Source organism: Bacillus sp. DB-2, from assembly GCF_003315125.1.
GTDB lineage: Bacteria > Bacillota > Bacilli > Bacillales > Bacillaceae_G > Bacillus_A > Bacillus_A mycoides.
This window is the reverse complement of sequence record NZ_QNRN01000001.1, coordinates 342598-368924: the sequence shown is the minus strand read 5'-3', so window position 1 is coordinate 368924 and position 26327 is coordinate 342598. Positions and strand designations below refer to the sequence as shown.

Sequence of the window (26327 nt, the reverse complement as noted above, 5' to 3'; positions counted from 1 at the left end):
TAAAAAAAGTGAGAGCAACTGCTCTCGCTTTTTTTGTTTGGAAAAATGTTGTTCATAGGTTCGTTCATCTCTCAGATATAGTAAAACGAATGAAATATTTATGGGCAAGGGAAGGGGTTCTTGTACAATGGGGGAGATTCCAAGTCATACAAAGTGGACATTGCGTGACAAGTATATAGTAATCACTGGTGCCACAAGTGGTATTGGATTAGCGGCAGCTAAGGCATTTGCGGAGCGTGGTGCCAAGCTAGGAATTATTGCACGCAACGAGGCAAAAGCGAATGATGCTATGACTCAAATTAAGGATGTAACGAATGGGAATGTGGTGGTAGATTTATTTCTGGCTGATATGGCTTCCCAACAATCTATACGCCGGGTAGCTACTGATATTTTAGAAAGGTGTCCGAGAATAGATATATTAGTGAATAATGCTGGTGCTTTATTTCAAACAAGGCAAATTACGGAGGACGGTTTGGAGATGACCTGGGCAGTAAACCATTTAGGTCCATTCTTACTCACTAATTTGTTGTTGGAGCGTTTAAAAGAAAGTGCTCCTGCTCGTGTCATTACCACCGCATCTCACGGTCACAAAATGGCTAAAAAGGGAATTGATTTCGGTGATCTAGATGCAGAACAACTGTATCGCGGTGTTAAGAAGTTCATGGGCGGTCCTACAATGCGTTATGCGCAAACAAAACTAGCTAACATTTTATTTACCTCTGAATTGGCACAGCGGTTGGAGGGAACGAGTGTTAGTGCTTATAGCTTTGACCCGGGGCTAGTGAATACGAATTTTAACCAGGACAATGGTCTGGTTGCTCGCTTAACTATGGCGGCAATGAAACCTTTCTCTCGTACACCCGAGGAAGGTGCGGAAACTTTAATATGGCTAGCAGAATCAAATGGATTCATTGACCATAGTGGCTGTTACTATGCCGACAAGCAAGTGGGGAAAACATCTGAAGCCGCTTTGGATAAGGATGTCGCAAAACGTCTATGGGACATTAGTGAAAAGCAGACAGGAGGATAAAAGAGTAGCCAGTATATGTTCAGATGGTTATGTTGAATAGTTTTTTACCCTTAAGTAAAAAGTAATCTTGGGGGTGATTGTAATGAGTAAGAAAGTGAAAACAGATCATTCTAGATCAGTCCTAGGTTCTCCAGAGGTGGAAGGACAAGGAACAACAACGCATGAAACCGGTTCTCATAAAGTACCTTCATCAAATAAGAAGCAGAAACGAAGCTAACATAAAAAAGGAGAGTCTTGGCGGCTCTCCTTTTTTTATGTATTACATCTTATTATCATTAATCTCTTTTGTAATTTTATCTACATCTTTGTCTAATCGATCTAAATAGAAAAACCACAGTAAGCTTATGAGCACGTAATAGATGGCCATAACACAAAGATTATCAGATATATTTTCGAATGTGGATTTGGAAGTGAAAAAAGCTCCCCAAATGATAGAGATTGTAAGGTAAGAAAGAGGGAACACGAGGTGTACGAAAACATATAATAACTTTTTAACTTTAACAGAGTTCATATGAATTCCCTCCTTATGTAAACAATCTTTTTCTTCTAATCATAAGTTCAAGTTCCTCACAGAAGTGTTGCAGCTTTACTGGATTATGTATTAACAAGCGGGCATCGTGTTTCCCGATAAATCTTCGAATCCGAAAGTTTAATAAGAAAGGTCGGCGATAGTGCTCTATTAAATCGTTGAACACTGGTTGTTCACTTAGTAGCTGAATGTTTTCTCTAATTTCGAACTGTCTTTCGTGTGGATCACCTAGTAAAATATTTAGAATCATTTGTAGAAGTAGTAATAGGAACTCATATGTTTGAAAAATATGTATATTTTAATTATAACAAAAATACACAGGCGATAGTAGAGTGGACTAAAGCGAAACAAAAAACAGGAGTTTGTAGGCTCCTGTTTTTGTCGATACTATTTTAATAAGCGAGACGCCTTCTCTGTATTAGCAAAATGCACTTTCACAAACTCAGGTAGTCTTTCTTTACCGACTTTTTGAATTAATTTAGCAGCGGCAATATCAACTTGTTTACCAGCACCTTTCGGAAGTTGCATACCAGCTTTTTTGCTTAGTTCGTCAAATTGTTTTACGAATGAGTAACGAGCTAAAATGGAAGCGGCGGCTACTGCTAAATGGACACTTTCACCTTTTGTAGCGAAGTAAACATTTTCACGCTGTACCTGTTTTTGTTTCGCTAAATATTTATAGTATGTATCAGGCTGTGTAAATTGGTCGATTAAGATGCCTTCTGGTTTTGTAGGCGCGATTTTTGCCAATAAGTTTGTGATGGCTTTGTTATGCAGTAAAGCTTTTAGTTTACCTTGGTTGTTTCCTTTATCAAATAGCTCGTTATATTTTTCATTATGAAGAACGAGGGAGCTGTAAGGAACAACGTGAAGGAGTTGTTTGGCAATCTCAGCAATTTGAGCATCATTTAAGTTTTTGGAGTCTTTTACACCGAGTTCTTTTAAAAGTGGAATTTGCTTCGCATCCACATATACAGCAACAACTGTCATCGGTCCAAAGAAATCTCCAGTACCTACTTCATCGGACCCTAAAATCGACATTGTACCAATAGAAGAAGGTGGTGCATATTGATGCGAATTGACCGATTTTTTTACAGCGGATTTTGGTGTTTGAGAGACAGTTTGCCAACGAGAAGCCTCTGCTTCAGCACGTCCACCTTGAAACATTACTTTCCCTGATTTATAGGCTGTAATTGTGCAAGATGGAACCTTTGCCATAAAGATACCGCCTTGCGGAATTTTGGGGCTAAGTGCTTGTTTGTATTGTTGTTTCATGTCTTCAATTACTGTAGAACTTGTTTGTATTACGATAGAATTTGACAAAATGGTCGCTCCTTTTTTATGTTGTTATTTTTATCATATCGGATTGTTCTTTCTGTTTCCATATTATGATGGTTCATGGTATGATAAACTTTAGGATTCTGTACGTGATTGGAGGCCGGTGAGTTGTCACAACAAAAGGGAAATAAAAGTCGAATTAATGTAGAAATATATGGCCAACAGTATTCAGTTGTTGGCGATGAAAGTACAAGTCATATCCGCATGGTAGCAGCGATTGTGGATGATAAAATGCGCGAACTCAATGCCAAGAATCCTTCGCTTGATACGAGTAGACTAGCGGTATTGACGGCGGTAAACGTCATACACGATTACATAAAATTAAAAGAAGAACATGAGAAGTTGAAAGAAAGTATGACACAAAAAGGAATGGAATAAACATGATTGATATTATTATCATTTTATTGCTTGTTATGGGATTTTTCCTCGGTTTACGCAGAGGATTTATTTTGCAACTTGTAAAGTTAACAAGCTTTATTATCGCATACCTCGTTGCATACTGGTACTGTAAAGATTTAGCGCCAACGCTTGCGAAATTTATTCCGTATCCATTCGATAAGAATGTATCTGTTCCAGAATGGATAGATGCGAATAATATTGAGGGTGTCTTCTATCAAGCAATTGCGTTTATTGTATTATTTATTATTACAAAAATCGCACTTTCACTACTTGGTAATTTACTGAATATGTTTGCAGAAATCCCAGTTTTAAAGCAAGTCAATGCGGTTGCTGGGGCACTTCTTGGCTTTTTAGAAGTGTATATCGTTCTGTTTGTCTTAATTATTGTTGGAACAATTCTTCCAATTGAACAAATACAAACACCATTACAAAAATCATCAATTAGCAAAATAATTGTAGACGATACACCGATTCTTTCTGAAAAGGTGAAGGAACTATGGCAGACAGGTAGCAGAGTGTAACTTCTCTTTTTTCGGAAAGAGAAGTTTTTTTCTATGAAAGAAAGGCGGGGCAATGATGAAAGTGAATAAAAAACAAGTTATCAAATTACTAGAGACAATCGGCCTATTTATGGAACTAAAGGGCGCGAATCCATTTAAAATATCTGCATTCCGTAAAGCGGCGGCAGCACTAGAAAGTGATGACCGTAGTCTTTCTGAAATTGAAGATTTCACAAAGATTCCAGGTATCGGAAAAGGAACGGCAGCAGTTATTCAAGAATATATAGAATCGGGAACATCTGAAGTACTACAAGAACTTGAAAAAGAAGTACCAAGCAGTTTATTACCACTATTAAAACTACCAGGCCTTGGTGGTAAGAAGGTGGCCAAGTTATACAAAGAACTTGGTGTTGTTGATATGGAAACGTTAAAAGCTGTTTGTGAAGAAAATAAAGTACAAGCTTTAGCTGGATTCGGTAAGAAAACAGAAGAGAAAATATTAGAAGCAATTGATCAAGTAGGCTCTCGTCCAGAGCGTTTACCAATTGCGATGGTATTGCCTATTGCCGGGGAAATAGAGGAGAAATTGTCGAATGTTGCTGAAATAATTCGTTTCTCACGCGCTGGTAGTTTACGCCGTGTTCGTGAGACAGTGAAGGACTTAGATTTCATCATTGCAACGACAGAGCCAGCAGTAGTGCGTGAACATTTACTACAATTTGATAATATGATTGAAGTGATTGCAAGTGGAGATACGAAAGTATCTGTTCGTCTTCAATATGAATATGATATTTCAATTGACTTCCGCTTAGTAAAACCAGAAGAATTTATTACAACTCTTCACCATTTCACCGGATCAAAAGACCATAACGTAAAAATGCGCCAAATTGCGAAAGATAGAGGCGAGAAAATTAGTGAATACGGTGTGGAAATCTTAGAGACCGGTGAAGTGAAAACATTCGAAACAGAAGAAGCATTCTTTGCCCACTTTGGCCTTCCATTCATCCCACCAGAAGTGCGTGAAGATGGAAAAGAAATTGAATTAATTAAAGAGTATCCGAACTTAATTCAGTTCTCTGATATACAGGGTGATTTACATATGCATACAACGTGGAGTGACGGTGCTTTTTCAATTGAAGAAATGGTACAAGCGTGCCGCGCTCGTGGATATAAATTTATGGCAATTACTGATCACTCGCAATACTTGAAAGTAGCGAACGGTTTAACGAAAGAGCGTCTTCGTGAACAAGCGAAAGAAATTGAACGTATGAATGAAAAGTATCCAGACATTACAATTTTGCGCGGGATTGAAATGGACATTTTACCAGATGCGACACTTGATTTTGACGATGAAGTATTAGCAGAACTAGATTATGTCATTGGAGCCATTCACTCTAGCTTCTCACAAGACCGTGAAACGATTATGAAGCGTCTTCGCACTGCACTTGAGAATAAGCATGTCACAATGATTGCCCATCCGACAGGACGTCTTCTTGGGCGCCGTGAGGGTTACGATGTAGATACAGATTTATTAATCCAGCTCGCAAAAGAAACAAATACAGTTTTAGAATTAAATGCAAATCCAAACCGTCTAGATTTAAGCGCGAAATTATTAAAACAAGCACAAGATGCTGGTGTAAAAGTAGCGATTAATACGGATGCCCATACACTTGAAATGTTAGAAGATATGGAAACAGGTGTAGCAGCAGCGCGTAAAGGTTGGATTCAAAAAGATAACGTGATTAACACATGGGATATTGAACGTTTATTAGACTATATTAAACGTAATAAGTAATACAGGGGGGACCTGCAACATGTTAGAACGAACGTTGCGTGTATTAGAATACAATAAAGTAAAAGAACAATTACTTGAACATACAGCATCTTCACTTGGTCGTGACAAAGTGAAGAATTTAGTGCCAAGCACAGATTTTGAAGAAATTGTGGAATTGCAAGAAACAACGGATGAGGCAGCGAAAGTCATCCGTTTAAAAGGACATGTACCACTTGGAGGGATTTCTGATATTCGTTCAAATATTAAGCGTGCGAAAATTGGAAGTATGTTAAGTCCTCATGAATTAATTGAAATCGCAAGTACGATGTACGGTAGTCGCCAAATGAAACGTTTCATTGACGATATGATTGACAACGGTGTTGAACTTCCAATTTTAGAAACACATGTCGCGCAAATTGTGTCTTTATATGATTTAGAAAAGAAGATTACAAATTGTATTGGTGACGGCGGTGAAGTAGTCGATAGCGCAAGTGACAAATTGCGTGGTATTCGTAATCAAATTCGTACTGCGGAAAGCCGTATTCGTGAGAAATTAGAAAATATGACGCGTTCTTCAAACGCGCAAAAAATGTTATCAGATGCAATTGTAACGATTCGTAACGAACGCTACGTAATCCCGGTAAAACAAGAATACCGCGGCGTATATGGTGGTATTGTTCACGATCAATCTGCCTCTGGACAAACATTATTTATCGAACCGCAAGTAATCGTGGAATTAAATAACGCACTTCAAGAAGCACGTGTGAAAGAAAAACAAGAAGTAGAACGCATTTTAATGATGTTAACGGAAGAAGTAGCAGTGGAAGCTGATATCGTTTTATCAAACGTAGAAGTAGTTGCAAATCTTGATTTTATTTTTGCGAAAGCTCTTTATGCGAAGCGAATTAAAGCGACGAAGCCAATCGTAAATAATGAACGCTACATGGATTTAAAACAAGCACGCCATCCGCTTATTGATCCGGAAATTATCGTGCCAAATAACATTATGCTTGGTAAAGACTTTACAACAATTGTTATTACAGGACCGAATACAGGTGGTAAAACAGTTACACTTAAAACAGTCGGTATTTGTGTCTTAATGGCGCAATCTGGTCTTCATATTCCAGTAATGGATGAATCAGAGATATGTGTATTTAAAAACATCTTTGCTGATATCGGTGATGAGCAATCGATTGAACAAAATTTAAGTACATTCTCTTCTCATATGGTAAACATTGTAGATATTTTAGAAAAAGCTGATTTTGAAAGTTTAGTCCTATTTGATGAATTAGGTGCTGGGACAGATCCGCAAGAAGGGGCTGCACTAGCGATTTCTATTTTAGATGAAGTATGTAACCGTGGTGCTCGCGTTGTTGCAACGACGCATTACCCAGAATTAAAAGCATATGGATACAATCGTGAGCAAGTTATTAATGCGAGCGTTGAGTTCGATGTGAATACATTAAGCCCAACGTACAAATTATTAATCGGTGTACCAGGACGTAGTAACGCCTTTGAAATTTCGAAGCGTCTTGGTTTGTCTGATCGAGTTATTGATCGCGCTCGTAACCATATTAGTACAGATACGAACAAAATCGAAAATATGATTGCAAAGCTAGAAGAAAGCCAAAAAAATGCAGAGCGCGAACGAAAAGAAGCGGAAGAGCATCGTAAGCAATCTGAAAAACTTCATCGTGAATTACAACGTCAAATTATTGAATTTAACGATGAGCGCGATGAAAAATTATTAAAAGCGCAAAAAGAAGGGGAAGAAAAAGTCGAAGCTGCAAAGCAAGAAGCAGAAGGCATTATTCAAGAACTTCGTCAATTGCGTAAAGCACAGCTTATAAACGTGAAAGACCATGAGCTTATTGAAGCGAAGAGCCGTCTAGAAGGGGCAGCGCCAGAGCTTGTGAAGAAACAAAAAGTAAATGTGAAAAATACAGCGCCGAAACAACAATTACGATCAGGTGATGAAGTAAAAGTGTTAACGTTCGGTCAAAAAGGTCAATTGCTTAAAAAAGTAAGTGATACAGAGTGGAGCGTACAAATTGGTATTCTGAAGATGAAAGTGAAAGAATCCAATATGGAATACATTAATACACCGAAGCAAACTGAGAAAAAAGCAGTCGCAAGTGTGAAGGGTAGAGATTATCATGTGTCGTTAGAGCTAGACCTTCGCGGCGAACGTTATGAAGATGCAATGATGCGCGTTGAAAAATATTTAGATGATGCACAGCTTGCAAGCTATCCTCGTGTATCAATTATTCACGGTAAAGGAACAGGAGCGCTTCGCCAAGGTGTACAAGATTACTTGAAGAAACATCGCGGCGTGAAAACCTATCGCTACGGTGACATGGGCGAGGGAGGCCTAGGCGTAACAGTTGTCGAATTAAAATAGCAAACAACCAAACAAAAGGGGAAACCATTATATGTTTATGGACAAACTTGCAAAAGTATTGTTAGCTTGTTGCGGAATATTTTTGGTAATTGGGGTTATTTATTTAGTTGTTTTTGCGAAGTAAAGGAGCGTCAATCTTGGCATAATGATATTGCCATGGATTGACGCTTTTAATCTATAAGAAAAGGAACAAAACATGAAAATCAACCAATACATAAGCGAAGCAAAATCCTGCTCAAGACGTGAAACAGACCGTCTCATTAAAGCAGGACGTGCCTGTATTAACGGTGAAGTATGTACGCACGGTGCACTCGTTAATGAAGGTGATATTGTAACGATTGATGGGCAGGTTATTGAAAAAGAAAAGAAAGAAAAGGTGTATATTGCCTTCCATAAACCAGTCGGAATTACTTGTACAGCAGCCGAAAATATTGAAGGAAACATTATTGATTATATCGATTATCCAGAACGAATCTTTCCTGTTGGACGATTAGATAAAGCATCGGAAGGACTCATCTTATTAACGAATGACGGTGCGATTGCGAATCAAATTTTGCACGGTGATCATGAGCATGAGAAAGAATATGTTGTCACTGTTGATAAGCCGTTTACAGATTGGTTTATTGATGAGATGTCCAGCGGTGTAAAGATTAAAGATGGAATGACGAAGCCATGTAAAGTGACGAGAGTTAATCAGTCTACATTCCGCATCGTTTTAACGCAAGGAATGAATAGGCAAATTCGTAGAATGAGTCGTGCTTTCGGATTTACTGTAACAAAGCTAAAGCGAGTGCGCATTATGAATATAGAGCTAAATGAGCTTGAAGCTGGAAAATGGCGAGACATTACACCTAAGGAATTAGAAATATTAATAGGGCAGTTATAGGGAGGAAAGTTTTCTCCCTATATTTTTTTTGTCAGAAAAAATAAAACTATTGATTTTTTAAAAAATAGCCCATATAATAAAAAACAACAAGTTTCGACAACATATTTTATAAAAGTAATGATGAGGACATGAGTTGTTTTTGACGATTTTCAGAGAGGGAAGCCTTAGGCTGTGAGCTTCCTAATACGGAAAGACAAACTTACCACCTCTAAACTTCAAGAGTGAACTGCAGATGCATTGTAATTCTTGGCGGATAAAACCGTTATCAATTTACACGAGCTATAAAATGAGCTTATTTCGTTATAAATTCATTTTATTAGAATAAGGGTGGAACCACGATTTCAACACTCGTCCCTTTGTTAGGGACGGGTGTTTTTTGCGTTCTTTTACGGGGAAGTATGCTTGAAAGAGGATATGTGACGGATTTTAATTCAGAATATTTTGTCAATGAAATAATTAGGAGGTAGTAGAAATGAAGTCATCTTTAAAGTTTTCTGAGATGTTTGCAATAAGCTTAATGTTATTCGCACTGTTTTTCGGTGCCGGTAATATGATTTTCCCACCAGCGTTAGGGCAAGGTGCTGGAACAGATGTATGGATCGCGTTATTTGGCTTTATCGTAACAGGTGTAGGACTGCCTTTATTAGGAGTTATTGTTATAGCTCTAAAGGGAGATATTAATGAATTAGCAGGACGTGTACATCCTGTATTCGCGCTAATTTTCATTACTGCAATTTATTTATGTTTAGGCGTATTTGTTAGTGTGCCACGTACAGGGACTGTTGCTTATGAAATGAGTGTTGCACCGTTTTTACCAAGTGAGATAGCTGGTCAATCCTATCCACTTGTTATCTTTACATTTATTTTCTTTGCAGTAACTTTCTATTTAGCATTAAACCCATCGAAATTAGTGGGGCGCATTGGTAAAGTGTTAACTCCAATTTTATTAGCTGTTATTGCAATTATTGTAGCGAAAGCAATTATGACTCCAATGGGAGAGTTTGGTGCCCCTACAGAAGCGTATAGTGCCCCGCTCTTTAAAGGTTTTATTGATGGATATTTAACTTTAGATGGACTTGCAGCACTTGTTTTCGGAAATGTTGTGATCAATGCTTTAAAAGCAAAAGGCATTACAAATAAGAACAGTATTGCAAAAGTAACAATCTTTGCAGGATTTATTGCAGCACTTGGCTTACTTCTTGTTTATTTAGCACTTGCTTACCTTGGAGCTTCTAGTGTTTCACTTGGAATGGGAGCAAACGGTGGAATTATTTTAACAAACGTCGTGAATCATTTATTTGGTAGCTACGGAACATTATTACTAGGTATCGCAATTACAGCAGCATGCTTAACAACTTCTGTCGGTATTGTTGCAGCTTGTGGAGAATATTTTTCTTCGTTACTACCAAAGCTTTCTTATCAAAAAGTCATTTTCATTTTCTCTGTATTAGCATTTATGGTAGCAAATCTTGGTTTAACTCAGTTAAACGCATTAGCATTACCAATCTTAATTGCAATTTACCCAATTGGTATCGTACTGATCGTATTATCACTTGTTGAAAACTATATTCGTCTTCCATTAGCTATGTATGTAGGCGGTATTGTAGGCGCATTTGCAATTAGCTTCTTTGATGGATTGCATAATGCCAATCTTCAAGTAGCGGCCCTTGCTCCTATTTTAGATAAAATTCCATTATATAGTGTAGGGATTGGTTGGCTAGTTCCGGGTATCATTGGAATTGCAATTGGATATGTAGTTTCTTTATTTCAAAAGCAAGAAATTGCTGTAGAAAAATAAGGGAAAGAGGCTTTCTTTAAAAGAAAGCCTCTTTTTTTGTAGAAAAATTATATATAGAAGAATTCAGATATTGAAAATTTTATACGTAATATAGTTGACAAAAAAATTACCAGTAGGCTAAGATTGACTTAGTTGTGGAAATATTGGAAGGGAAGAGGTTTTCTATGACTATATCATTTTTGTAAGAAGAGGTGATAAAACGATAGAATTAGGCGATTTATTTTTTTTGAAATTCGTTGAGAATGATAATCAATAAAATGTTGAAAGAGTTTTATGTTTATTCTTATAGGAAAAATTGGTGGGATTATTTTTTTGTCTATCAATGAGAATGATAATCAATATATTTCTAACTACATAGTGTTACTCGTTATAAAATAGAGATAGAAAGATTATTTTTTTTCTTATATATTGAGAATAATTATCATTTTCAAAAAAGAAAAACAAGGAGGCAGTAAGGTAAATGAGAAAGTTTTCAGTATTACCCGCTTTTATTATGACATTCGTATGTATGCTAGCTTTTCTCGTAGTGCCATTCGGACAAGCTTCGGCAAATGTAGCTGACGGTACTTACGATATTAACTATGTCATACAAAAAGCAGAAAATGATTCAGCTTCAATGGCAAATGATTATTTTGAAAAACCAGCTAAGTTAATTGTAAAAAATGGTGAGATGAGAGTACAAATTCCTATGAATCATAGTGCTTGGATTACAGAATTTAAAGCACCAGAGAATGGAAACTTTGTTGATGCAAAAGTTGTTAGTAAAGATGAATCTGCAGATAAAAGAACTGTAGAGTTTAAAATAGACGACTTATCTAAACCAGCAGCTGCAAAAATTCATGTTGTTGTACCGAATGTGAATTATGACCATAATTACACAATTCGCTTTGCGTTTGATGCAAATGTAAAAGCAGTAGGTGGAGAGAATAAGGCAACTGCTGCAACAAAAAATGAAGATCAAACTCAAAAAAATACACAAGTAAAAGAAGAAGTGAAGAAAGAAGAGAGCAAAGAAACAAACAAAGATGTAAATAAAGGAACAAATGAAAGTGGGAAAGCTGAAAAAACAGATAACCCAAAAACAAGTGATGAAGCACGTATCGGATTATTTGCAGCATTACTTCTTATTTCAGGTGTTTTCTTAATTCGTAAAGTGAAGTTAGGTAAATAAATCTTTGGAAGGGCGATGAATATATGTTTAAACAATTTAAAATGATTATTGCCGTATTTGCTGTCTTATTTACGTTTATAGCAACACTAGGGTTACAAGATGCAAAAGCTGCTACACAACTAGCTGATGGAAAATATAATATTGCTTTTACTGTATGGAAAGGCGATAAAGATGAATCATCTAGAATGAATAGTTATTTTGAAAGTCCAGCAACATTAACAGTTAAAAATGGAAAACAATACGTTTCATTTAAAGTGAAAGATAGTGTTTCTATTAAAAGTTTCCAAGTAGAAAAAGATGATCAATTCTTAGAAACAACAGTCTTAAGTGAAAACAAAAAAGAGAATACTAGAGTAGTAGAATTTGAAGTTGCTGACTTGTCAGAAAAACTAAAAGGAAAGGTGAAAATTAACATCCCAATTATTAATTATAACGCTTCATATGATATTCGTTTTGTATTTGATGGGAACAGCATTAAATAATTAGAAATTTTTAAAAAAGGAGAGTCATTCTATTGAACAGGTATTTTAAAATTGTTGTTGCAATGTTTCTAACGATTTTCACATTCGTATCAACGCTACAACCACTTGCAGTTCAAGCAGCTACAACTTTAGCGGACGGTGAATATTCAATCGGTTTCAAAGTTCTTAAAGACACATCAGATGAAGAATCCATGATGAATCAATACTCTGTAAGTCCAGGAACTTTAAAAGTGAAGAATGGGAAAAAGAAAGTATCCTTTACGTTAGAACATAGTTCATGGATTACAAAGTTTGAAACGGAAAAAAGTGGTCAGTTTGTTGCGACAAATGTAATTAGTGAAGATCAAGAAAAAGATACAAGAGTCGTAGAATTTGATGTGGACGATGTAGAGAAGGTATTAAATGCGAAAGTAAAAGTAGACATTGATTTTTTAAATTATCATCATGACTATGATGTGCGTATTGCATTTGATCAAAATAGTATTACACCGATTCATGTAGAACAACCAAATGAAAAAGAGGACCCAGCTAATAAGCCAGATCCAAATGAAAATCCGGATCCGAGTCAGAAGCCCGACCAAAAGCCTGACCCAGATCAACAACCAAATTCTAACACAATTAAAGATGGAGAGTACAGCATTCCATTTAAAGTGTTAAAAGATCAAACAGATGAAGAATCTAAGATGAATACTTACATGGTAAATCCAGGGGTATTAAAAGTAGAAAACGGTAAGAAAAAAGCAATTGTAACGTTAAAAAATAGCTCATTAATTAAAAATTTCCAAACGGAAAAAGATGGCGCATTTGCTGATGCAAAAGTAGTGAGTGAAGATAAAGAAAAAGATACAAGAGTAGTAGAATTTGAAGTAGACGATTTATCTAAAAAACTAAATACAAAAGTATTTATTGAAGTGGCATCACAAGGTTACAAGCAAACACATAATGTACAACTTTTATTTGAACAAGATAAACTTGAACAAATTAAAAATGAAGAGAAACAACCGGATGGAGATAAAAAGCCGGAAGTAGAAAAACCAGATACTGAATTAATTAAAGATGGAGAGTACAGCATTCCATTTAAAGTGTTAAAAGATCAAACAGATGAAGAATCTAAGATGAATACTTACATGGTAAATCCAGGGGTATTAAAAGTAGAAAATGGTAAGAAAAAAGCAATTGTAACATTAAAAAGTAGCTCATTAATTAAAAATTTTCAAACGGAAAAAGATGGTGCGTTTGTTGATGCAAAAGTAGTGAGTGAAGATAAAGAAAAAGATACAAGAGTAGTAGAGTTTGAAGTAAACGATTTATCTAAAAAACTAAATACAAAAGTATTTATCGAAATGGCATCAAGAAACTATAAGCAAACACATGATGTGCAACTTTTATTTGAACAAGATAAGCTTGAACAAATTAAAAATGAAGAGAAACCAGAAGTAGAGAAACCAGAAGTAGAGAAACCAGAAGTAGAGAAACCAGAAGTAGAGAAGCCAGAAGTAGAGAAGCCAGAAGTAGAGAAGCCAGAAGTAGAAAAACCAGATGCTGAAACAATTAAAGATGGCGAATACAGCATCAATTTTAAAACATTAAAAGATCAAACAGATGAAATATCAATGATGAACACATATACAAAAAGTCCAGGTGTGTTAAAAGTAAAAGATGGTAAGAAGTATGTATCATTTACGCTAACGAATAGCGCTTGGATTACAAAGTTTGAATTTGATAAAAATGGTTCGTTTGTTGATGCGAATGTATTAAGTGAAGATACGAAAGCTGATACACGTGTAGTGGAAGTGGAAGTAGCAGATTTATCGAAAAAATTAAACGCAAAAGTAAAAGTCGACATCGATTCAATGAATTATCATCATTTCTATGATATTCAATTTGCATTTGATAAAGATAGCATTAAACCGTTAGATAACCAAGGCAGAAATGATAACCAAGGCGGAAACAACAACCAAGGCGGAAACAACAACCAAGGCGGAAACAACAACCAAGGCGGAAACAACAACCAAGGCGGAAACGACAACCAAGGTGGAAACAACAACCAAGGTGGAAACGACAACCAAGGTGGAAACGACAACCAAGGTGGAAACAACAACCAAGGCGGAAACGACAACCAAGGCAATAATACAACAATTGATCCAAACGATCTTAAAGACGGTGAATACAGCATTGGCTTTAAAGTATTAAAAGATCAAACAGATGAAATATCAATGATGAATACATACACAAAAAGCCCAGGTGTATTGAAAGTAAAAGATGGTAAGAAATATGTATCGTTTACATTAACAAATAGTACATGGATTACAAAGTTTGATTTTGAGAAGAATGGCTCGTTCGTTAATGCAAAAGTATTAAGTGAAAATAAAGAGCAAAATACAAGAGTAGTAGAAGTAGAAGTAAATGATTTGTCTAAAAAATTAAATGCAAAAGTAAAAGTAGATATTGATTCAATGAATTATCACCATTTCTACGATGTTCAATTTGTATTTGATCAAGATAGTATCAAAGCTTTAGGGAACCAAGGTGGAAACGACAACCAAGGTGGAAACGACAACCAAGGTGGAAACGACAACCAAGGTGGAAACGACAACCAAGGTGGAAACGACAACCAAGGTGGAAACGATAACCAAGGTGGAAACGATAACCAAGGTGGAAATGACAATCAAGGTGGAAATAATACACCAAAAGTAAAAGTAGATCCGAAAAATTTAGTAGATGGTCAATATGATATTACATTTAAAGTGTTAAAAGACAAAACAGAAGAACTTTCAAAGATGCATGACTATACTGTAAATCCAGCAAAATTAATTGTTAAAGATGGTAAAAAGTACATTGAGATGACGCTGAAAAATAGTGCGTGGATTACGAAATTCCAAACAGAAAACAATAGTCTTTTTGCTGATGCAAAAGTAGTAAGTGAAGATAAAAATGCAAATACGCGAGTAGTACAATTTGAAGTAGAAGATTTATTTGAAAAATTAAATGCAAAAGTGAAAGTAGACATTGATGAGATGAACTACCACCACTTCTACGATGTCCAAATTCAATTTGATACAAATAATATTGGTGCGTTAGGGACGATTAAAGAGGATCCAAAAAAAGATCCGAAAAATGATCCGAACAATCCAGTGATTACACCGAAAGTAGATAATCCTGATTTTAACCGAAATGCAGATGATAAGAAGAAAAAAGAAGATCAAAAAAATGATCCGAAAAAAGAGAAAAACTCAAAAACGGCAGATACAGCACAACTAGGTTTATACATGGTGCTATTGCTTGGGTCACTTGCTTTACTAGTTCGTAAATATAGAGCAGGAAGATTGTAATTTTTGGAGTCTTGATGCATGTTCGCATGCATCAAGACTTGTTTCATATTGTTTGGAAAGGAGTGGTGATTGAGAGTGAAGAAAATTGCTAGTGTACTAATGGCTATCATTCTATTAGTGAGTGTAGCTGGATGCTCGGCGCCCAAAAAAGAAGCAGCAAAACAGGTAAAGAGTGAGAGTAAAGAGAGAATTGTTGCAACGACAGTTGCTGTTACTGAAATTATGGATGCGTTAGAAGTAGATTTAGTTGGTGTTCCAACAAGTACGAAAGATTTACCAAAGAGATATAAAGGTTTACCTGAAGTCGGGAATCCGATGAGTCCTGATATGGAAAAGGTAAAATCATTAAAGCCGTCAGAAGTATTATCCGTGACAACACTTGAATATGAATTAAAGCCAGTTTTTGATGGTGTAGGTATGAAAGCAAACTTTTTAGATCTAACAAGTTTAAAAAATATGCAAAATTCCATTAGTAATTTAGGTAAGCAATATGGACGTGAAAAGCAGGCTGAAGCAGTTGTAACTAAGTTAGATAACAAGGTTGCAGAGATTCAAAAAGCAGTAAAGGGAAAGAAAGAACCGACAGTGCTTATTTTATTAGGTGTACCGGGGAGTTATTTAGTAGCAACAGAGCATTCTTATATTGGAGATTTAGTGAAACAATTAGGTGGTAAAAACATTGTACAAGGTGAACAAGTAGAGTATTTAGCTTCTAATACAGAGTATTTAAAAAAAGCTGATCCAGACATTATTTTACGAGCGGCACATGGTATGCCGGATGAAGTTGTAAAAATGTTTGATAAAGAATTTAAAACAAATGATATTTGGAAACACTTCGCTGCAGTTAAAAATAATCGTGTTTACGATTTAGAAGAGCGTTTATTTGGAACGACAGGAAATTTAGCAGCGACTGAAGCGCTAGATGAATTGAAAAAAATGATGTATCCGTGATGCATTTTAATATAAAGGAAGATTAGCATGAATAAAAAATTTTGGAGTTTCTTTATTGTTACTGTATTACTCATCATTATGACTTTGTTGTCAGCGACGAAAGGTAGTTTAGAAGTAGGTATTATTGACCTTGTACAAGGAATATTTACAGGGGGAAATGAAGATGTTGAAGTGATTAAAGATTTACGTTTCCCACGTATTATTATTGCACTATTTACTGGAGCAGCTCTTGCTGTTTCGGGCGTGCTTTTTCAAGCTGTTATGAAAAATCCACTTGCTGATGCTGGGGTAATCGGGATATCTTCAGGAGCAAGTTTTATGACACTTGTTATTATTACGTTATTCCCGCAATTCTTTTTCTGGACACCAGTATTCGCCTTTTTAGGTGGTGCTTTTGCATGTTATCTCGTTTATGCATTTTCATGGAAGTCAGGGTTAAGTCCGCTTCGCATTATTTTAGTTGGTATAGCTATTAATGCAATGTTCACTGGATTAAATGAATCGTTCATTACGATTTGCGGATACTTCATTAAGAGTATTAAGCAAACGACGACTTCTAACATAACGATGAAGACGTGGGGCGATGTAGAAATAATGGTTACTTATGGAACAATTGGTCTTATTCTTGCACTGTTTGTCGGAGCTTGGTGTAACTTATTATCTCTACAAGATAAGACTGCAAAAAACTTAGGCTTGCACGTGACGAGAGTTCGTCTTATTATTTCTGCCATTGCAGTACTCTTAGCGGCAGTATCAACAGCAATTGCAGGTGTTATCGCTTTCGTAGGATTACTCGTTCCGCACATTTCAAGACAACTAGTTGGTTCAGACCATAAAGCATTAATCCCATTTTCTGCTCTTGCAGGGGCGTTATTAATTTTGACGGCGGATACGATTGGAAGGTTAATTGTGCCACCTAACGAAATTCCAGCAGCGACGATTATGGCAGTTATTGGTGGCCCATTCTTAATATTCTTGCTTAGAAAGAGTGATAAAGTTCATGGAAATTAAAAATGTAACCTTTTCGTACGATAATGTAACGGATCGATTAAAGTCGGTTAGTAGTGAAATAGAGATTGGTAAAATTACAACAATTATTGGACCAAACGGTTGTGGGAAATCAACATTACTTGGTGTGATGTCAAGAAATCACGATCCTCGTAGTGGAGAGGTAATACTTGATGGGAAGGCAATTAGCCAATATAAACCGAAAGAGTTTGCTAGAAAGTTAGCCGTTGTCCATCAACAAAATGAAGCACCGGCAGATATGACGGTAGAGAAATTAACAAGCTTTGGCCGTATGCCTCATAAAAATATATTCTCTTCGCAAACTGATGAAGATAGAGAAGCAATAGAAAGGGCTTTAGCATGTACGAATTTGTTAAGTAAACGTGATAAGGAAATTCATGCTTTATCTGGTGGAGAAAGACAGCGTGTTTGGATTGCCATGACGTTAGCCCAGAAGACGCCAATGCTCTTTTTAGATGAACCGACAACATATTTAGATATTTATTATCAACTTGAAATATTAGAGTTAGTAAAAGAATTAAATGAAGCACAAGGATTGACAATCGTTATGGTATTACACGATATTAATCAGGCGATTCGCTATAGTGATCATATCATTGTTATGAAAGACGGCGAAATTGTTACAAAAGGCAAGCCGAATGATGTTGTGACAGAAAGTATGATAAAGACGATATACGGTGTAGATGTCGTTGTAAAGCAAGATGAAGATACAGGATTGTATATGGTCCCAATGGGCATTTAAACATGCGAACAATCCGTTTTGAGGTGATAATTTGAGTAGCAAAAAAGAAAGGAAGAAGAATTCTTTTTTTCAACGAATACTTACAGTTGTTTTTTTAGGTACCTTTTTCTATTCAGTATATGAATTAGGTGATATTTTCATGGATTACTATGAAAATCGTAAAGTAATGGCCGAAGCACAAAACATTTATGAAAAAAGTCCGATGGAAGAGCAATCACAAGACGGGGAAGTACGTAAACAGTTCAAAGTTCTGCAGCAAATTAACCAAGAAATAGTTGGATGGATTACGATGGATGATACACAAATTAATTATCCAATCGTTCAAGCAAAAGACAATGATTACTATTTATTTCGAAATTATAAAGGTGAAGATATGAGAGCAGGAAGCATTTTTATGGACTATCGTAATGATGTGAAATCTCAAAATCGAAATACTATTTTATATGGTCACCGTATGAAAGATGGTTCTATGTTTGGAAGTTTAAAGAAAATGTTGGATGAAGATTTCTTCATGTCGCATCGTAAATTATATTACGATACATTATTTGAAGGATATGATCTTGAAGTGTTTTCAGTGTATACAACAACAACTGATTTTTATTACATTGAAACGGATTTTAGTAGTGATACGGAATACACATCATTTTTGGAGAAAATTCAAGAAAAATCGCTGTACAAAACGGATACAAAAGTGACAGAAAGTGATCAAATCGTAACACTTTCGACGTGTGACTATGCACTTGATCCAGAAGCGGGAAGATTAGTAGTACATGCGAAACTAGTAAAAAGACATTAAATAAAAAAAGTATAGAATATGAGAAGTGGTAACACTCTTCATATTCTATACTTTAAAAAATAAATATGCTTACTGTGCTGCAGCCATTGGCATACGTACAACTTTTACATCATAGTAAGCAATTTTATTATCAAGAATATAGTCTGGCATCCCGCCTTGATGTGAGTGAGCATCTTTAAATGCTGAGCTCTTTGTCCAACCTTGGAAATCTTCTTTTGCATTCCAGCGAGTGCTAATTGTTACTTCATCATAATCAACTGTATTTTGCGTTAAAAGAACTTCTAATCCTAAAAATCCTGACATTGTTTCAACTTTACCTACTTTATTAAAACGCTCAATTAATTTATGGCCATTTCCCTTTGTAATTTTAGTTGTATTTGTAACAATAATCATGTTTATTCCTCCTATAAATGTAGCCTTTATTTTCAAGAACTCATATACATTAAATGATAATGAAAATCATTATCATTGTCAATAGTAATTTTCATATAAATGTAGAATTAAGGATGAATTTACTATTATATAAATAATTTGACCATATAGTTAATGAAGTTATATATTATTAAAATAAAACAAAATAAGAAATATACACAAGCAAAGTATGGTTTATACCTTGCTTTCGCAATACTATGAACAAGGAGGGTATTATGGTCGAATCACTGTTACTTAGTATCGTTATTATTATTACACTAGGCATTGCCTCACAATGGACTGCATGGCGCTTCCAGCTCCCTGCTATTGTTGTTATGGCAGTTGCCGGATTATTAATTGGTCCAGTTTTCGGTATTATTAATCCAAAAGAGGTGCTTGGAGATGTTTTTAGTCCACTCGTATCACTTTCTGTTGCTATTATATTGTTTGAGGGTAGTTTAAGTTTAGATGTACGTGAACTGAGGGGACTATCAAAACCAGTATTTCGTATTGTTACGTTTGGTGCGTTTATTGCTTGGATTGCTGGCTCACTTGCAGCTCATTACGTCGCTGGATTAGATTGGGCGGTTGCATTTATTATTGGAGGACTTTTTATTGTGACAGGTCCAACTGTAATTATTCCGTTGTTACGCCAAGCACGATTAAAGCCAAGGACAGCTGCAATTTTAAAGTGGGAAGGGATTATCGTTGATCCGTTTGGAGCATTACTTGCTGTATTCGCCTTTCAAATTGTAAATTTCTTAACGAAAGAAAATGTACACTTACATACGTTACTATATTTCTTTGCAGGTTCGTTATTTGCAATGGTGCTTGGGTATGCGTTTAGTATTTTTATGAGTTATATGATTTTAAAAGGGAAAGTACCAGAATATTTAAAGGCACCGATTTTGCTCGTTACGGTATTACTATGCTTCGGCATTGCAGATGAAGTCATGCATGAAACAGGTATGCTAGCCGTAACAGTAATGGGGATTACACTTGCACGGATGAAGAAATATATTTCTTCTATCGGTGATATTCGTCATTTTAACGAAAATATTTCCGTACTATTAACATCGACTGTTTTCATCATCTTAACAGCATCACTTCCAAGAACGACGATTATGGAGATTTTTAGCTGGCCTATTATTAGCTTCGTACTTATGATGCTATTTGTTGTTCGTCCTTTATCAATTTGGGTATCGACAATCGGAACAGAGTTAACAAGATCAGAAAGGGCGCTAGTTGGTTGGATTGCGCCGCGAGGTATTGTTGCGTTAACGGTTTCAAGTTACTTTGCGACGGAGTTATTACAAGAAGGGTATAAAGATGCTTCTATATTAACAGCACTTACATTTGCACTCGTAATTACGACCGTTTGTGCTCATGGATTTTCAATTGGATTTTTAGCAAAAAAATTAGGATTAGCCAATACACAGCCACCAGGTATTTTAATTTCAGGAGCTAGTACATTCTCAACTGCATTCGCTATGCATTGTAAAGAGATGGGGATTCCGAGCTTAATCGTAGATGTATCGGAAGAACATTTGCAATGCGCAAAGGTGAAAGGGCTTAATACATATAACGGCCAAGTACTCTCAGAGCAGTTGCAATTTGAAGTAGATATGAATCAGTATGAATACTTAATTTCAGTTACAGATACGGATTCTTACAATGTATTAGTCGCAAACACATATGTACCGCAGTTTGGACATCATAATACATTTTTACTTCCGATTCATGATGTGGAAAAGATTGAGCAAGAACGCATCTCTCTTTCGAAAAAAGCTCATTTACTGTTTGGTCAAAATGAAATTTATGAAGAGTTAGATAGAAAAATTGAAGAGGGTTATACATTTAAAACGATACAAGTTGAGGAAGAACAAAAAATTAATAAAGAAGAGAGCGATTCAGAGGATGTAATATTATTTATTCGTCACGATGATGGTAGTCTTACTTTTTCAACATTGTATAAATATATAGCGGTTATACCAGGAGATGAGCTAGTTGTACTAGCAAAGCAATAATATGGTATAGTGAAACGAGGCTTTTTTCAGCCTCGTTTTTTACATTGCTTCCTACTAATTAGAAAGCATTCAAATGGAAAGGAAGACATTACATGCGATCTGAAGTAACTATAAAAATAAAACCGAAGTTTATAAAAGAAATTAAAGGTGGATATCCACTTATTTTAAAAGATGCAATTCAAAATTTAAATGATGTACGTGAAGAAGGGACAATCATCAAAGTAGTAGATGAGAAGAACCAATTCATCGGAAAAGGCTATTATGGAAAACAAAATAAAGGGTATGGTTGGATTTTAACGAGAAAAGAGAAGGAGGAAGTGAACCAATCTTTCTTTGAAAGTAAAATCAAATCTGCTTTACATAAACGAAAACATTTTTATAAATCAAATGATACAACAGCATTTCGTGCCCTGAATGGTGAGGGCGATGGCCTTGGTGGTTTAATCATCGATTATTATGACGGCTATTACGTAATTAGTTGGTATAGTGAAGGGATTTATACTTTCCGTGATGAGATTGTAGCAGCGCTTCAAAAAGTAGCAAACTTCAAAGGGATTTATGAGAAAAAACGTTTTGATACGAAAGGGAAATACATTGAAGGTGATGATTTCGTCGCAGGAGAGCGCGGTGAGTTCCCACTTATCGTAAAAGAAAACGGTGTAAACTTTGCTGTATATTTAAATGACGGGGCGATGGTTGGTGTATTTTTAGATCAACGTAACGTTCGAAAACAAATTCGTGATAAATATGCAAAAGGAAGAACGGTTCTAAATATGTTCTCTTATACTGGGGCTTTCTCTGTATTTGCAGCGCTTGGCGGAGCGAGTAAAACAACGAGTGTGGACCTTGCAAATCGTAGTTTAAGTAAAACGATTGAGCAGTTTAGTGTAAATGAAATTGATTATGAAGCACAAGATATTATTGTAGAAGATGTATTTCTATATTTCAAATATGCAGCTAAGAAAAAGATGAAATTTGATATGGTTGTACTTGATCCCCCAAGCTTTGCACGCTCGAAAAAATATACGTTCAGTGCGGCGAAAGATTATAAAAACCTATTAAAAGAAACAATTGCGATTACAGAAAATAACGGTATTATCGTTGCTTCTACAAATTGTAGCGCATTCGATATGAAAAAGTTTAATGGCTTTATCGATACAGCATTTAAAGAAATGAACGGTAAATATAAAATATTAGAAGAACATTCTTTACCGGAAGATTTCCGTACAATTGATCAATTTAAAGAGGGAGACTATTTAAAAGTAGTTTTCATCGAAAAAATTAAAGGTTAATGAAAATAAGAAAAGGAGCTCAAGTTTAAATGAGCTCCTTTTCTTATTGAATAATATTTTGTACTCTGCCAACCTGTCCGTCTTGCAATCTTACTTTAATGCCGTGCGGATGTGAAGGTGAGTTCGTTAAAATATCTTTTACAATTCCTCTTGTTAGCTTACCTGTACGTTGATCTTGTTTTAATACAATATCAACTTCAAGACCTGATGAAATGTTAGATCGTTTTTGCCCGTTCATTTATACACCTGTACGTCTACGTTGGTTGTTTGTTTTCTTCGTTTGTTGGTTTTGTAATTTTTTCGTTTCTTGACTTTGACTTCCATTATTTGAGCCGTTTCCATTTCCTTGCTTTTTCTTCGCAAGTTGTTCGCGCATTAAATCAGCTAAGCTTACTTTTTTGTTTTCTGACATGATAAGTCTCCTTTATATAAAGTTAATTATGAACAATCGTAGTGAATTTCATCATATCATTGTTAAGGAAGGAAGGGAAGTTGGTTTGAAAATTCATATAATTCTTTCCAGCATTCATTCGTTACGATACAATTAAATTGTTAATGTTTGTTAAAAAAGGGGATAGAAATATGTCACATCATATTTTATTAGTTGAAGATGACATCTCAATTCAAGAGATGGTTGAAACATATTTAGTAAAAGAAGGTTTTCAAGTTACAATCGCATCTGATGGAGAAGAAGGAGTTAACGCATTTTTAAAAGGTTCATTTGATTTGATTATCCTCGATATTATGATGCCGAAGTTAGATGGGTTAGAGGTCGTTAGAATCATTCGAGAAAAAAGTGCAGTTCCGATTTTAATGATGTCAGCGAAAGATACAGATGTTGATAAAGCCGTTGGATTAGGCCTTGGAGCAGATGATTACATTTGTAAGCCGTTTTCTATGATTGAACTAGCTGCACGTGTAAAAGCGGGTATTCGGAGGTCTACAAAGTATTCAGCTGTGGAATCAAAAGATGAGGCGATTCAGATTGGTGATTTAATAATTGACCCAATTAATTTTACTGTGGAGAAAAAGGGAAGACAGCTTAAACTTACTTTAAAAGAATTTGAGATTTTAAAGCTATTCGTGAAGAATCAAAATCGTGTTTTTACGAAAGCACAAATATATACGCTTGTTTGGAATGAAGAATATTATGGTGATGATAATGTTATTAATGTTCATATGAGAAGATTACGTGAGAAAATTGAAAGTGATCCATCTAATCCAGAATATATTAAAACATTATGGGGCATCGGCTATAAGTTGGAAGTGATGTAGTATGGTTGTATTTTTAACAGTGGTGATTATTATATTGCTTATCGTTATTTACGTGCAATATAAAATTAGGAAAAATAGTAGTAGGAATTTACGCTACACGTATGAGAAGTTAAATCGAATTGTAAAAGAACAAACTGGTGAGAAGCTATTAATTATGACAGATGATCTAGAATTGCGAAATTTATTAGTGGCGATTAATCATTTATTAGATGCAAAACAGAAAACGAATGCAGATCATGCGAAAGTGGAAATTTCGATGAGAAAAATGCTTTCAAATATTTCACATGATTTGAAAACACCACTAACAGTTATTCTTGGATATACCGAAATGTTAAATAAGGATAAAACGATAAATGAGGAAGAGAAGCAAATATTACTCGAAAAGGTGCATGTAAAAACACTAGAAGTGATGGAACTGATTCATAAGTTTTTTGATTTAGCAAAATTAGAATCCGGTGATAAAGCAATTGAGATGACAAAAGTAAATATGAATGAAGTTTGTCGCGAGAAGATTTTATCTTTTTATGATTTAGTGACGACGAAAGGGTTTCAAGTTCATATTGATATACCAGAAAGAAATATATATGCACTTGGAAATGTAGAAGTATTAGGTAGAGTATTGAATAATTTAATATCAAATGCGATTACATATGGTGACGATGGAAAGACACTTGGTATGACGTTAAGAGATGATGAAACGAGTGTGTATATAGATGTATGGGATACAGGAAAAGGAATTGATGAATCTCACATTGATAAAGTGTTTGAGCGTATGTACACACTTGAAGATTCCAGAAATAGATTGTACCAAGGAAGCGGTTTAGGGTTAACGATTACGAAAAGGCTTGTGGAAGCGATGGACGGAGAAATACATCTTTCTAGTAAGCCGTATGAAAAAACAATTTTTACAGTTGTATTAACAAAGATGCTGTTTTAGCTTGTAGAGAAGTAAATTCTACAAGCTTTTTTTTCAGCGTAAGGAATTTGTAAGGAACGGGTAAGGAAAAAGAGAATTCCGTTGTCTATTATAGAAGTATAAGGTAGTGCGAAAGGAGATAGTGACATGACATATATATTAAAAACGAATCAGTTAACGAAAGTGTTTAAAGGGAAAGAAGTAATTTCTAGCGTTAACATGCATGTGAAAAAAGGTGAGATTTACGGTTTCTTAGGACCGAATGGTGCAGGTAAAACAACGATTATGAAAATGATCACAAACTTAATAAAACCGACGAGCGGTGATATTGAAATTTTTGGTGAGAAGTTAACGGATACATCTTATGAATTGTTAAAGCGCATGGGGACGATTATCGAATATCCAATTTTTTATGATAAATTAACGGCGAAGGAAAACCTAGAATTACATTGTGAATATATGGGGTATTACGACAAAAACGCAATTGATCATGCTTTACATTTAGTGAAGCTGCACGGTATAGATGATAAAAAAGTAAAAGATTTTTCATTAGGGATGAAGCAAAGACTTGGTATTGCAAGGGCGATCATGACGAAGCCAGAATTACTCATTTTAGATGAGCCAATTAACGGTTTAGATCCAATTGGTATTAAAGAATTAAGAGACTTATTTAAAATGCTCTGCAAAGAATATGGCATTACGTTATTAGTCTCTAGTCATATTTTAGGCGAGATGGAACTAATGGCAGATACAATCGGTATGATTCAAAATGGAAAGCTAATAAAAGAGGTTTCAATGAAGAGTATTAACGGAAAACAAACAGAGTACATTGAAATTACTGTTCCTGATGTGAAGCGTGCAGCTTATATTTTAGAAGATAAACTCGGTATAAAAAATTACAAAATAATGAGTGGAAATATGATTCGTGTGTATGATACGGCAGCGTCTCAGCAAGCTATTTCAAAAGCACTTATTATGAACGATGTAGAAATTGAAAGTATTAATAAGAAACATAGTTCCTTAGAAGAATATTTCTTAAATGTAATGGATGGAGAGGGCATTCATGCTTAATGGATTGTTAGTGAATCTAGTAAGTGGATTGATCGTAATGTTCATAAGTGGGATTTTATATTATAGAAAACCTGAGCGGAAATGGCCGTTAATTTTACTAGTGATAGGAATAGTAAGCGTAGTTATGGCTGGAATTAGAATGTTAGTAGCATAGAGATCGTTATGTCAGTAATGGAG

Annotated in this window: 27 protein-coding genes and 1 other annotated feature; of the genes, 21 read left to right on the top strand and 6 right to left on the bottom strand. The window is 35.4% G+C overall.

Features of this window, described 5'->3' with window-relative positions; genetic code table 11:
• Positions 1–127: 127 nt before the first annotated feature.
• Both DET63_RS01970 and DET63_RS01965 read left to right on the top strand, forming a co-directional pair.
• Positions 128–1030 (top strand): SDR family oxidoreductase, encoded by a 903-nt coding sequence (locus DET63_RS01970; RefSeq protein WP_088293471.1) that lies wholly within the window; start codon positions 128–130, stop codon positions 1028–1030.
• Between the two features lie 82 nt (positions 1031–1112).
• Entirely contained in the window at positions 1113–1247 is a 135-nt protein-coding gene (locus DET63_RS01965) for a YuzL family protein (protein WP_002138569.1), read from the top strand.
• 42 nt (positions 1248–1289) lie between these two features.
• On the opposite strand, the gene DET63_RS01960 is transcribed toward DET63_RS01965, so the two are convergent.
• The 3 genes from DET63_RS01960 to rnhC form a co-directional block, all read right to left on the bottom strand.
• The gene (locus DET63_RS01960) at positions 1290–1541 is read right to left on the bottom strand and encodes a hypothetical protein (RefSeq protein ID WP_113935705.1); all 252 of its coding nucleotides are present in this window, start codon (positions 1539–1541) and stop codon (positions 1290–1292) included.
• A 13-nt stretch (positions 1542–1554) separates the two neighbouring features.
• Positions 1555–1809 (bottom strand): hypothetical protein, encoded by a 255-nt coding sequence (locus DET63_RS01955; protein ID WP_113935704.1) that lies wholly within the window; start codon positions 1807–1809, stop codon positions 1555–1557.
• A 137-nt stretch (positions 1810–1946) separates the two neighbouring features.
• Positions 1947–2882 carry a ribonuclease HIII gene (gene rnhC, locus DET63_RS01950; protein WP_113935703.1) on the bottom strand — a complete coding sequence of 312 codons (936 nt, stop codon included), beginning with the start codon at positions 2880–2882 and terminating at the stop codon, positions 1947–1949.
• A 123-nt stretch (positions 2883–3005) separates the two neighbouring features.
• On the opposite strand from rnhC, the gene zapA reads away from it, so the two are divergent.
• The 13 genes from zapA (at position 3006) to srtB (ending at position 19158) form a co-directional block, all read left to right on the top strand.
• Complete coding sequence (gene zapA / locus DET63_RS01945) at positions 3006–3275, top strand: cell division protein ZapA (protein WP_002088902.1); 270 nt, start codon at positions 3006–3008, stop codon at positions 3273–3275.
• A gap of 2 nt (positions 3276–3277) precedes the next feature.
• The gene (locus DET63_RS01940) at positions 3278–3817 is read left to right on the top strand and encodes a CvpA family protein (protein WP_016092403.1); all 540 of its coding nucleotides are present in this window, start codon (positions 3278–3280) and stop codon (positions 3815–3817) included.
• A 55-nt stretch (positions 3818–3872) separates the two neighbouring features.
• Positions 3873–5591, top strand: a complete 1719-nt coding sequence (polX, locus tag DET63_RS01935) for a DNA polymerase/3'-5' exonuclease PolX (RefSeq protein WP_002088901.1) — start codon at positions 3873–3875, stop codon at positions 5589–5591.
• A gap of 19 nt (positions 5592–5610) precedes the next feature.
• Positions 5611–7971, top strand: a complete 2361-nt coding sequence (locus DET63_RS01930; protein WP_113935702.1) for an endonuclease MutS2 — start codon at positions 5611–5613, stop codon at positions 7969–7971.
• Positions 7972–8167: 196 nt separating this feature from the next.
• Entirely contained in the window at positions 8168–8857 is a 690-nt protein-coding gene (locus tag DET63_RS01925) for a 23S rRNA pseudouridine(2604) synthase RluF (RefSeq protein ID WP_113935701.1), read from the top strand.
• Positions 8858–8965: 108 nt separating this feature from the next.
• Positions 8966–9216: a binding site (T-box leader), on the top strand.
• A 113-nt stretch (positions 9217–9329) separates the two neighbouring features.
• Positions 9330–10655 carry a branched-chain amino acid transport system II carrier protein BrnQ6 gene (gene brnQ6 / locus DET63_RS01920; RefSeq protein WP_002192417.1) on the top strand — a complete coding sequence of 442 codons (1326 nt, stop codon included), beginning with the start codon at positions 9330–9332 and terminating at the stop codon, positions 10653–10655.
• A 460-nt stretch (positions 10656–11115) separates the two neighbouring features.
• Positions 11116–11826 carry a heme uptake protein IsdC gene (gene isdC, locus DET63_RS01915; protein WP_016092398.1) on the top strand — a complete coding sequence of 237 codons (711 nt, stop codon included), beginning with the start codon at positions 11116–11118 and terminating at the stop codon, positions 11824–11826.
• 23 nt (positions 11827–11849) lie between these two features.
• A complete protein-coding gene (locus tag DET63_RS01910; protein WP_002138554.1) occupies positions 11850–12308 on the top strand; it encodes an NEAT domain-containing protein in 459 nt (152 codons plus the stop codon).
• Between the two features lie 32 nt (positions 12309–12340).
• Positions 12341–15640, top strand: a complete 3300-nt coding sequence (locus tag DET63_RS01905) for an NEAT domain-containing protein (protein WP_113935700.1) — start codon at positions 12341–12343, stop codon at positions 15638–15640.
• 69 nt (positions 15641–15709) lie between these two features.
• Positions 15710–16591, top strand: coding sequence for a heme ABC transporter substrate-binding protein IsdE (gene isdE, locus DET63_RS01900; protein ID WP_113935699.1), 882 nt, complete (start codon positions 15710–15712; stop codon positions 16589–16591).
• A 27-nt stretch (positions 16592–16618) separates the two neighbouring features.
• Positions 16619–17602: a FecCD family ABC transporter permease gene (locus DET63_RS01895; protein ID WP_113935698.1), complete on the top strand. Its 984-nt coding sequence runs from the start codon at positions 16619–16621 to the stop codon at positions 17600–17602.
• Positions 17592–18362: an ABC transporter ATP-binding protein gene (locus tag DET63_RS01890; protein ID WP_002088890.1), complete on the top strand. Its 771-nt coding sequence runs from the start codon at positions 17592–17594 to the stop codon at positions 18360–18362. Before DET63_RS01895 ends, DET63_RS01890 begins: the two co-directional genes overlap by 11 nt.
• A gap of 31 nt (positions 18363–18393) precedes the next feature.
• Entirely contained in the window at positions 18394–19158 is a 765-nt protein-coding gene (srtB, locus tag DET63_RS01885) for a class B sortase (RefSeq protein ID WP_002129321.1), read from the top strand.
• 69 nt (positions 19159–19227) lie between these two features.
• Here srtB and isdG read toward each other — a convergent pair whose 3' ends face one another.
• Positions 19228–19551 carry a heme oxygenase gene (gene isdG, locus DET63_RS01880; RefSeq protein ID WP_002015426.1) on the bottom strand — a complete coding sequence of 108 codons (324 nt, stop codon included), beginning with the start codon at positions 19549–19551 and terminating at the stop codon, positions 19228–19230.
• A gap of 254 nt (positions 19552–19805) precedes the next feature.
• Between isdG and DET63_RS01875 the strand changes: the two genes are divergently transcribed.
• Positions 19806–21596 (top strand): cation:proton antiporter, encoded by a 1791-nt coding sequence (locus DET63_RS01875; RefSeq protein ID WP_016096041.1) that lies wholly within the window; start codon positions 19806–19808, stop codon positions 21594–21596.
• Between the two features lie 92 nt (positions 21597–21688).
• Positions 21689–22888, top strand: coding sequence for a class I SAM-dependent rRNA methyltransferase (locus tag DET63_RS01870; RefSeq protein ID WP_113935697.1), 1200 nt, complete (start codon positions 21689–21691; stop codon positions 22886–22888).
• A 43-nt stretch (positions 22889–22931) separates the two neighbouring features.
• On the opposite strand, the gene DET63_RS01865 is transcribed toward DET63_RS01870, so the two are convergent.
• Positions 22932–23126: a YwbE family protein gene (locus DET63_RS01865; protein ID WP_001014315.1), complete on the bottom strand. Its 195-nt coding sequence runs from the start codon at positions 23124–23126 to the stop codon at positions 22932–22934.
• Positions 23127–23300, bottom strand: coding sequence for a hypothetical protein (locus DET63_RS30100; RefSeq protein ID WP_002015431.1), 174 nt, complete (start codon positions 23298–23300; stop codon positions 23127–23129). It abuts the gene before it with no gap.
• 170 nt (positions 23301–23470) lie between these two features.
• Here DET63_RS30100 and DET63_RS01860 point away from each other — a divergent pair, with 170 nt between their 5' ends.
• The 4 genes from DET63_RS01860 to DET63_RS30095 all read left to right on the top strand — a co-directional run bounded on the left by DET63_RS01860 (position 23471) and on the right by DET63_RS30095 (position 26304).
• Positions 23471–24163: a response regulator transcription factor gene (locus DET63_RS01860; RefSeq protein WP_002088884.1), complete on the top strand. Its 693-nt coding sequence runs from the start codon at positions 23471–23473 to the stop codon at positions 24161–24163.
• Position 24164: 1 nt separating this feature from the next.
• On the top strand, positions 24165–25100 hold the full coding sequence (locus DET63_RS01855) for a HAMP domain-containing histidine kinase (protein WP_063218398.1): 936 nt from the start codon (positions 24165–24167) through the stop codon (positions 25098–25100).
• A gap of 126 nt (positions 25101–25226) precedes the next feature.
• The gene (locus tag DET63_RS01850; RefSeq protein WP_012261778.1) at positions 25227–26150 is read left to right on the top strand and encodes an ABC transporter ATP-binding protein; all 924 of its coding nucleotides are present in this window, start codon (positions 25227–25229) and stop codon (positions 26148–26150) included.
• Positions 26143–26304, top strand: a complete 162-nt coding sequence (locus DET63_RS30095) for a hypothetical protein (RefSeq protein WP_012261777.1) — start codon at positions 26143–26145, stop codon at positions 26302–26304. The genes DET63_RS01850 and DET63_RS30095 overlap by 8 nt, the downstream gene beginning before the upstream one ends.
• Positions 26305–26327 lie beyond the last annotated feature (23 nt).

What these genes read in the sequence shown, in the direction of transcription:
- isdG (WP_002015426.1), bottom strand. Translation starts at nt 19,551, where the DNA reads ATGATTATTGTTACAAATACAACTAAAATTACAAAGGGAAATGGCCAT.
- DET63_RS01860 (WP_002088884.1), top strand. Translation starts at nt 23,471, where the DNA reads ATGTCACATCATATTTTATTAGTTGAAGATGACATCTCAATTCAAGAG.
- DET63_RS30095 (WP_012261777.1), top strand. Translation starts at nt 26,143, where the DNA reads ATGCTTAATGGATTGTTAGTGAATCTAGTAAGTGGATTGATCGTAATG.
- DET63_RS30100 (WP_002015431.1), bottom strand. Translation starts at nt 23,300, where the DNA reads ATGTCAGAAAACAAAAAAGTAAGCTTAGCTGATTTAATGCGCGAACAA.
- DET63_RS01890 (WP_002088890.1), top strand. Translation starts at nt 17,592, where the DNA reads ATGGAAATTAAAAATGTAACCTTTTCGTACGATAATGTAACGGATCGA.
- DET63_RS01895 (WP_113935698.1), top strand. Translation starts at nt 16,619, where the DNA reads ATGAATAAAAAATTTTGGAGTTTCTTTATTGTTACTGTATTACTCATC.
- DET63_RS01910 (WP_002138554.1), top strand. Translation starts at nt 11,850, where the DNA reads ATGTTTAAACAATTTAAAATGATTATTGCCGTATTTGCTGTCTTATTT.
- DET63_RS01875 (WP_016096041.1), top strand. Translation starts at nt 19,806, where the DNA reads ATGGTCGAATCACTGTTACTTAGTATCGTTATTATTATTACACTAGGC.
- DET63_RS01925 (WP_113935701.1), top strand. Translation starts at nt 8,168, where the DNA reads ATGAAAATCAACCAATACATAAGCGAAGCAAAATCCTGCTCAAGACGT.
- DET63_RS01870 (WP_113935697.1), top strand. Translation starts at nt 21,689, where the DNA reads ATGCGATCTGAAGTAACTATAAAAATAAAACCGAAGTTTATAAAAGAA.
- brnQ6 (WP_002192417.1), top strand. Translation starts at nt 9,330, where the DNA reads ATGAAGTCATCTTTAAAGTTTTCTGAGATGTTTGCAATAAGCTTAATG.
- DET63_RS01930 (WP_113935702.1), top strand. Translation starts at nt 5,611, where the DNA reads ATGTTAGAACGAACGTTGCGTGTATTAGAATACAATAAAGTAAAAGAA.
- DET63_RS01865 (WP_001014315.1), bottom strand. Translation starts at nt 23,126, where the DNA reads ATGAACGGGCAAAAACGATCTAACATTTCATCAGGTCTTGAAGTTGAT.
- DET63_RS01940 (WP_016092403.1), top strand. Translation starts at nt 3,278, where the DNA reads ATGATTGATATTATTATCATTTTATTGCTTGTTATGGGATTTTTCCTC.
- DET63_RS01955 (WP_113935704.1), bottom strand. Translation starts at nt 1,809, where the DNA reads ATGATTCTAAATATTTTACTAGGTGATCCACACGAAAGACAGTTCGAA.
- DET63_RS01855 (WP_063218398.1), top strand. Translation starts at nt 24,165, where the DNA reads ATGGTTGTATTTTTAACAGTGGTGATTATTATATTGCTTATCGTTATT.
- DET63_RS01850 (WP_012261778.1), top strand. Translation starts at nt 25,227, where the DNA reads ATGACATATATATTAAAAACGAATCAGTTAACGAAAGTGTTTAAAGGG.
- polX (WP_002088901.1), top strand. Translation starts at nt 3,873, where the DNA reads ATGAAAGTGAATAAAAAACAAGTTATCAAATTACTAGAGACAATCGGC.
- DET63_RS01965 (WP_002138569.1), top strand. Translation starts at nt 1,113, where the DNA reads ATGAGTAAGAAAGTGAAAACAGATCATTCTAGATCAGTCCTAGGTTCT.
- DET63_RS01960 (WP_113935705.1), bottom strand. Translation starts at nt 1,541, where the DNA reads ATGAACTCTGTTAAAGTTAAAAAGTTATTATATGTTTTCGTACACCTC.
- DET63_RS01970 (WP_088293471.1), top strand. Translation starts at nt 128, where the DNA reads ATGGGGGAGATTCCAAGTCATACAAAGTGGACATTGCGTGACAAGTAT.
- isdC (WP_016092398.1), top strand. Translation starts at nt 11,116, where the DNA reads ATGAGAAAGTTTTCAGTATTACCCGCTTTTATTATGACATTCGTATGT.